At 67.7% G+C, this 5,870-nt stretch carries 7 protein-coding genes; all 7 read right to left on the reverse strand.

What is annotated here, in order from left to right; genetic code table 11:
• Nucleotides 1-65 precede the first annotated feature (65 nt).
• Entirely contained in the window at nucleotides 66-2,159 is a 2,094-nt protein-coding gene (locus FKP22_RS18770; RefSeq protein ID WP_141289227.1) for a flagellar biosynthesis protein FlhA, read from the reverse strand.
• Nucleotides 2,156-3,319: an EscU/YscU/HrcU family type III secretion system export apparatus switch protein gene (locus tag FKP22_RS18775; RefSeq protein ID WP_141289229.1), complete on the reverse strand. Its 1,164-nt coding sequence runs from the start codon at nucleotides 3,317-3,319 to the stop codon at nucleotides 2,156-2,158. Before FKP22_RS18775 ends, FKP22_RS18770 begins: the two co-directional genes overlap by 4 nt.
• Nucleotides 3,312-4,109: a flagellar biosynthetic protein FliR gene (gene fliR, locus FKP22_RS18780; RefSeq protein ID WP_141289231.1), complete on the reverse strand. Its 798-nt coding sequence runs from the start codon at nucleotides 4,107-4,109 to the stop codon at nucleotides 3,312-3,314. The genes FKP22_RS18775 and fliR overlap by 8 nt, the downstream gene beginning before the upstream one ends.
• Before the next feature lie 19 nt (nucleotides 4,110-4,128).
• Entirely contained in the window at nucleotides 4,129-4,401 is a 273-nt protein-coding gene (locus FKP22_RS18785) for a flagellar biosynthetic protein FliQ (RefSeq protein ID WP_141289233.1), read from the reverse strand.
• A gap of 13 nt (nucleotides 4,402-4,414) precedes the next feature.
• Entirely contained in the window at nucleotides 4,415-5,173 is a 759-nt protein-coding gene (gene fliP, locus FKP22_RS18790; RefSeq protein WP_141289235.1) for a flagellar type III secretion system pore protein FliP, read from the reverse strand.
• Entirely contained in the window at nucleotides 5,170-5,535 is a 366-nt protein-coding gene (locus FKP22_RS18795; RefSeq protein ID WP_141289237.1) for a FliM/FliN family flagellar motor switch protein, read from the reverse strand. The genes fliP and FKP22_RS18795 overlap by 4 nt, the downstream gene beginning before the upstream one ends.
• Before the next feature lie 4 nt (nucleotides 5,536-5,539).
• On the reverse strand, nucleotides 5,540-5,870 hold a 331-nt coding region (locus FKP22_RS18800; protein ID WP_141289239.1), incomplete at its 5' end, for a FliM/FliN family flagellar motor switch protein.

Consider the following 5,870-nt stretch of genomic DNA (forward strand, 5'->3'; position numbering starts at 1 on the left):
CTGTGCCTGTGGCAGGCCAGCGGTGTCGTGCAGCCCGCCTCGGCGGCGCGGCAGCCGCCTGCAGCTCAGCCCAAGGAGCCGACGATGCTGACGTCCCGCTGCTCGGGCATCTCGTTGTACGACAGCACATGCAGCCCCGGCGCAAAGAGCCGCGCATAGCGGGCCAGCAGCGGTCGGATCTGCGGCATCACCAGCAGCACCGGCGTGGCCGCCTGCTGCTTCATCTGCTCGCGCACCGAAGGCATGTTGATCTGCAGCTGCGAGAGCAGCTGCGGGTCGACCGGGAAGTTGTCCAGCGCGACCTTGGCCCCGCCCTGGCGCGCCTGGTTCAGCGCGCCCAGCAGCATGTTCTCCAGCTCACCGCTGAGGTTGAAGGCCTTCATCTCGGCGGACGGGCCGCACAAGGCCTGCACGATCTGCCGCCGCAGCGTGCAGCGCACCTCGGCCGCCAGCATCAGCGGGTCCTTGGTGGCCTCGGCATGTTCCAGCAGCGTGGTGGCCACCGGCACGATGTCCTTCAGCGACACGCTTTCGGCCAGCAGCACACGGAAGACCTTCAGCAACTGGCTGTGGTTCAGCGCCTTCTCCAGCGCGGCGGCCAGCTTGGGCGCCTGCGCGGCCAGCCGCTCCTGCAGCGCCGCCACGTCGTCATGGCGGATCAGCTCAGGCAGTCGCTCGCGCACCAGCTTGGACAGGTGCGTGGCAATCGCACTGGGCACGTCCACCACCTGGTAGCCCAGGCCCAGCGCATGGGCCTTGTCGGCCGGCGCAATCCAGACCACCGGCATGCGGTACGCAGGCTCGACACCCGGGATGCCATCGACCTCGCCATAGGTCTGCGGTGACGGAATGGCCATCAAGCGTTCGGCCTGCACGTCGCCGGTGGCCAGCACCGTGCCATTGAGCAACACCGCGTACTGCGAAGGCTTCAGCGCCAGGTCGTCGCGCACGCCGATGGCCGGCAGCAGCAGGCCCATCTGCTCGCTGAGCGTCTGGCGCAGGCCCTTGACGCGCTGGGTCAGCGGTGCGCCGTGCGCCTGGTCGATCAAGCCGACCAATTTGTAGCCCACGGTCAGCGTCAGCGGCTCCACCACCGGCAGGCTGCGCCAGTCCAGCTCGGGCGGGCGCTCCATCACCAGCGCGGACTGCAGCGCCAGTTCGGTCGACGGCTCGGCCGGCGCCTTCTTGCGCTGGCTCATGCGCCAGCCGGCGTAGCCCAGCAGCGCGGCAAAAGCCAGGAAGGTGTGCCAGGGCATGCCCGGGATGCTAGCCAGCAAGGCCATCATGCCGGCCGCGCTGAACAGCACGCCGGGCGAGGCCAGCAGCTGCTCGCCGACCTGCTCTTCGAAGTCGCCCGAATCGCTGATGCGGGTGACGATGATGGCCGCGGCCGAGGACAGCAGCAGTGCCGGGATCTGCGCCACCAGGCCGTCGCCGATGGTCAGCAGCGCGTACTGGCGGAAGGACTCGGCGAACGACAGGTCGTGCATCAGCGAGCCGATGGCCACGCCGCCGATCATGTTGATGACCAGGATCAGGATGCCGGCCACCGCGTCGCCGCGCACGAACTTCGAGGCGCCGTCCATCGCGCCGTAGAAGTCGGCTTCCATGCCCACGTCGCGGCGCCGCGCCTGGGCTTTTTCCTGGTTGATCAGGCCGGCGTTCAGGTCGGCGTCGATCGCCATCTGCTTGCCGGGCAGCGCGTCCAGCGTGAAGCGCGCCGAGACTTCGGAGATGCGCTCCGCGCCCTTGGTGACCACCACGAAGTTGATGATCATCAGGATCACGAAGACCACCAGGCCGACGACGATGTTGCCGCCGATCACCACGTTGCCAAAGGCCTCGATGACCTGGCCGGCCGCGTGCGTGCCTTCGTGGCCGTGCAGCAGCACCACGCGCGTGGAGGCCACGTTCAGCGTCAGCCGCATCAGCGTGGTCGCCAGGATCACGGTGGGGAAAACCGAGAAGTCCAGCGGCCGCTTGGCACCCACGCTGACCAGCACCACCACCATCGCCAGCACGATGTTGAAGGTGAACAGCACGTCCAGCAGCAGCGGCGGCAGCGGCAGCACGATCATGGCCAGCACGGCCAGCACGAACATCGGCGTCGCGATCTTCTGGCGGCGCAGTTCGGTGATCAGGCGAGTCAGGGTGTTCATCGGGAGGGGGCTGGTTCAGGGGATTCGGTGGTGACGGGGTCGGCCAATTGGGCCGGCACCGGCAGTTCGGTGGGCAGCACCGGCGCCATCGGCCGTTTGCCGTTGTGGAAGGCCTGCAGCTGCATCAGGTGGTTCAGCACCAGGGCCACGGCCTTGTAGAGCGCGGCGGGGATCTGCTGCTGCACCTGGCTGGTGTTGTAGATGGCACGTGCCAGCGGCGGCAGCTCCAGCACTTCCACCTTGTGCTCGCGCGCGATCTGGCGGATGTAGAGCGCCATCTCGTCCACGCCCTTGGCCACCACATAGGGCGCCTGGGCGCGGCGCTCGTCGTACTTCAGCGCCACGGCGTAGTGCTCGGGGTTGACGATGACCACGTCGGCCTCGGGCACGGTCTTGCGCGCGCTGCGGCGCGACAGCGCCATCTGCAGCTGGCGGATGCGCTGGCGCACCTCCGGCCGGCCTTCGTTGCTCTTGTGCTCTTCCTTCTGGTCCTGCTTGCTCATGCGCTGCTGGCGCATGAACAGGAAGCGCTGCAGCGGCATGTCCAGCACCGCGAACAGCACGAAGATCATGCTCATCGTGAAGATGCCGTCCAGCATCAGGCCGGCGCCTTCGGCCACCGCCTCGCCCAGCGGCAAGGCCTGCAGCCGCAGGTGCTGGGCCATGCTGGTGCGCACCACGTGCAGCAGCACGGCAATCAGCAGGCAGGCCTTCAGCAGGGACATGCCGAAGTCGCTGTAGTGCTTGCCCGAGACCATGCGCGCCAGGTTGCTCAAGGGGTTCAGCCGCTCGAACTTCGGCGCCAGGTTGGCGCCGCTCATGACCCAGCCGCCCGGCCACAGCGAGCCCAGCACGATGGCCAGCGGGATGACGGCCAGCGGCGCCAGCATCTTCAGCAGCAGGCCGATCACCGCCGGGAAGATCAGCGTGCAGAGGTTCTCAAGCGCACCGTCGCCGTCCAGCGGCGAGATGACCAGGCCGAACAGGCTGCGGAAGTCGGCCAGCCAGCCTGGCGTGAGCAGTACCACCAGCTTCAGGCTCAGCACCAGGCCGATGGCGGTGGCCACGTCGCGCGAGCGCACCACCTGGCCCTGCTCGCGCACCTTGCGCAGCTTTTGCTGCGAGGCCTGTTCGGTCTTGTCGCCACTGCTCTCAGCCACGGCCGGCCCCCGCGCTGTTCAGGCCGTGCTGCAGCATGTCCAGCACGCGCTCGCTCATTTGCAGGTAGTGGGCCGGGAAGGTGGGCGCGAGCAGCACCAGCATCATCACGCCAAACAGCGTGACTACCGAAAAGCCCAGCGCGTACAGGTTCAGCGAAGGCGCCACGCGGTTCAGGAAGCCGAAGCCGATCTGCACCACCAGGCTGGAGAAGACCATGGGCAGCGCCAGCAGCATCGCGGCCGAGAAGATCCACGCGACGTTCAGCGCCAGCGTGTCGAACGAGAGGTTGGCAAACCCGCCACCCACCGGCCAGGCCTGGAAACTGGCGCCAACAATGCCGGTGATCACCAGGTGCCCGTCGACCGAGAAGAACACCAGCGTGCAGAGGATGAACAGCAGGTTGGAGACGGCATCCGACGAGCTGCCGTTCAGCGGGTCGTTCATCACCGCCATCGACAGGCCCATCTGCGAGGACAGCACGAAGCCTGCCGTCTGGATGGCCGCCATGCTCAGCTGCAGCGCCAGGCCGATGGCCACGCCGATCACCGCCTGCTCGAAGGTGGCGGCCAGGCCGTGCAGCGAAAACGGATCGATGGCCACGGCGTTGTGCGCGGCCACGGGCATCAGGATCACCGCCAGCGCCAGCGCCAGCGCCAGCAGCACGCGGATGGTCACCGGCAGCATGGCCTCGCCCAGCACCGGCGCGGCGCTCAGCAATGCCAGGCAGCGGCAGAACGGCCACCACAAGGCCGTGACCAGCGCCGGCAGCTTGAGCAGCAAGGCTTCCATGGTTGCCGCGGCGATCTCGTCAGCCGACCAGCGTGGCCGCGCGGTGGAAGATCGACACGCAGTAGTCCATCAGCGTGACCACCATCCAGCGGCCCATCACGCCCACGGTCACCAGCGTGACCATCAGGCGCGGCAGGAAGCTCAGCGTCTGTTCGTTGATCTGCGTGGCGGCCTGGAACAGGCTGACCAGCAGGCCCATGATCAGGCCAGGCAGCACCAGCAGCGTGACCAGCAGCATCACCAGCCGCAGGCATTCGGCGATCAGGTCCGAGGCGATTTCAGGCGTCAGCATTCGGGCACCTTTTTCAAACCGGATGCACGCTGCTGATCAGCGTCTGCACCGTCAAGGTCCAGCCGTCCACCAGCACGAACAGCAGCAGCTTGAGCGGCAAGGAGATGACCAGTGGCGACAGCATCATCATGCCCATCGCCATCAGCACCGAGGACACCACCAGGTCGATCACCAGGAAGGGGATGAACAACAGGCAGCCGATCTGGAAGGCCGTCTTCAGCTCGCTCAGCACAAAGGCCGCGAGCTTGACGGTGAAGGCATGGTCCTCGGGCTTGGCCACCTTGGGCTCGCCCGCCAGGCCCGCCACCTGCTGCAGCGCGGCCTTGCTGGTCTGCGCCAGCATGAAACGCGACAGCGGCACCGAGGCCACCTGCAGCGCCTGCTCCAGGCCGATCTTGTCCTGGTCGAACGGCATGAAGGCCTGGGTCCAGATCTGCTCGCCGATCGGGCGCATCACCAGCAGCGTGAGGATCAGCGCGACGCCGGTGACGATGCGATTCGGCAGGCCTTGCTGCAGCCCCAGCGCCTGGCGCAGCAGCGACAGCACGATCACGAAGCGCGTGAAGCTGGTCATCATCAGGAACAGCGCGGGCAGCAGCCCGAGCAGGGTCATGACGACGAAGACCTGCATCTTCACCGACATCGCGCCGCCGCCGCCCGCGGCCTTGCCGGGCGCGACCACGTCCAGCAGGTTCAGCTCCGGCGCCGCCTGGGCCGACGCGGCCAGCGCCAGGCCGCCCAGCAGCAGGGAGACTCGGCCTAAGCGGTTCATCCGCGCAAACCGTCCAGGTCCAGCGCGCTCAGCTCCACGACCTTGAGCCCGTAGTTCTCGCCGGAGACCACGACCTCGGCACGGCCGACCGGCGTGCCATTGGCCTTGATGACCAGCGGCTCGCCGGCCAGCACGTCCAGCTCGATGACCGACTCCGCACCCAGCTCGGCCAGCTCCTGCAGCGTGACCCGCGCGCTGCCGACCTCCAGGGTCAGCGTGATCGGGATGCGCCGCATCATCTGCGACAGATCGCGCTTGGGCTTGGCCACCGGCGCTGCCGACGTGGCTTCCGCGTCCAGGCCCAGGGATTCGGGCATGTCGGCCAGCAACTGGTCCAGGTCGAGGTTCTCGTTCATGTTCATCGCGTCACTCCGCATCTTCAAAAGTGGTCAGGCACAACTTGCCCTGGCGTTCGGCCACCGTCGCGGTGAACAGCCGGGCGTCGTCAATCAGCACATCGGTGGCACCCAGGCGCACCGGCAGCACATCGCCAACCTTCAGGTCCAGCAGCGTGCCCAGCGACAGCTCCTTCTGCAGCAGCCGCGCCGTCATGGCCAGGCCCAGTCGGTGCGGGAAGGGACGGGCAGCGTTCGCTGCGTCCCCCCGGCTGCGCACGCGCTCCGTGCGCGCCGGCTCCAGGGTCTTGAACAGCCGGTCCATGCAGGCGTCGTCCAGCGTGATCTCCAGCGCGCCGGTG

It is taken from the genome of Ideonella azotifigens (assembly GCF_006519715.1).
Classification (GTDB): Bacteria; Pseudomonadota; Gammaproteobacteria; order Burkholderiales; family Burkholderiaceae_C; genus Ideonella; species Ideonella azotifigens.

What these genes read in the sequence shown, in the direction of transcription:
- FKP22_RS18770 (WP_141289227.1), bottom strand. Translation starts at nt 2,159, where the DNA reads ATGAACACCCTGACTCGCCTGATCACCGAACTGCGCCGCCAGAAGATC.
- fliR (WP_141289231.1), bottom strand. Translation starts at nt 4,109, where the DNA reads ATGGAAGCCTTGCTGCTCAAGCTGCCGGCGCTGGTCACGGCCTTGTGG.
- FKP22_RS18785 (WP_141289233.1), bottom strand. Translation starts at nt 4,401, where the DNA reads ATGCTGACGCCTGAAATCGCCTCGGACCTGATCGCCGAATGCCTGCGG.
- fliP (WP_141289235.1), bottom strand. Translation starts at nt 5,173, where the DNA reads ATGAACCGCTTAGGCCGAGTCTCCCTGCTGCTGGGCGGCCTGGCGCTG.
- FKP22_RS18795 (WP_141289237.1), bottom strand. Translation starts at nt 5,535, where the DNA reads ATGAACATGAACGAGAACCTCGACCTGGACCAGTTGCTGGCCGACATG.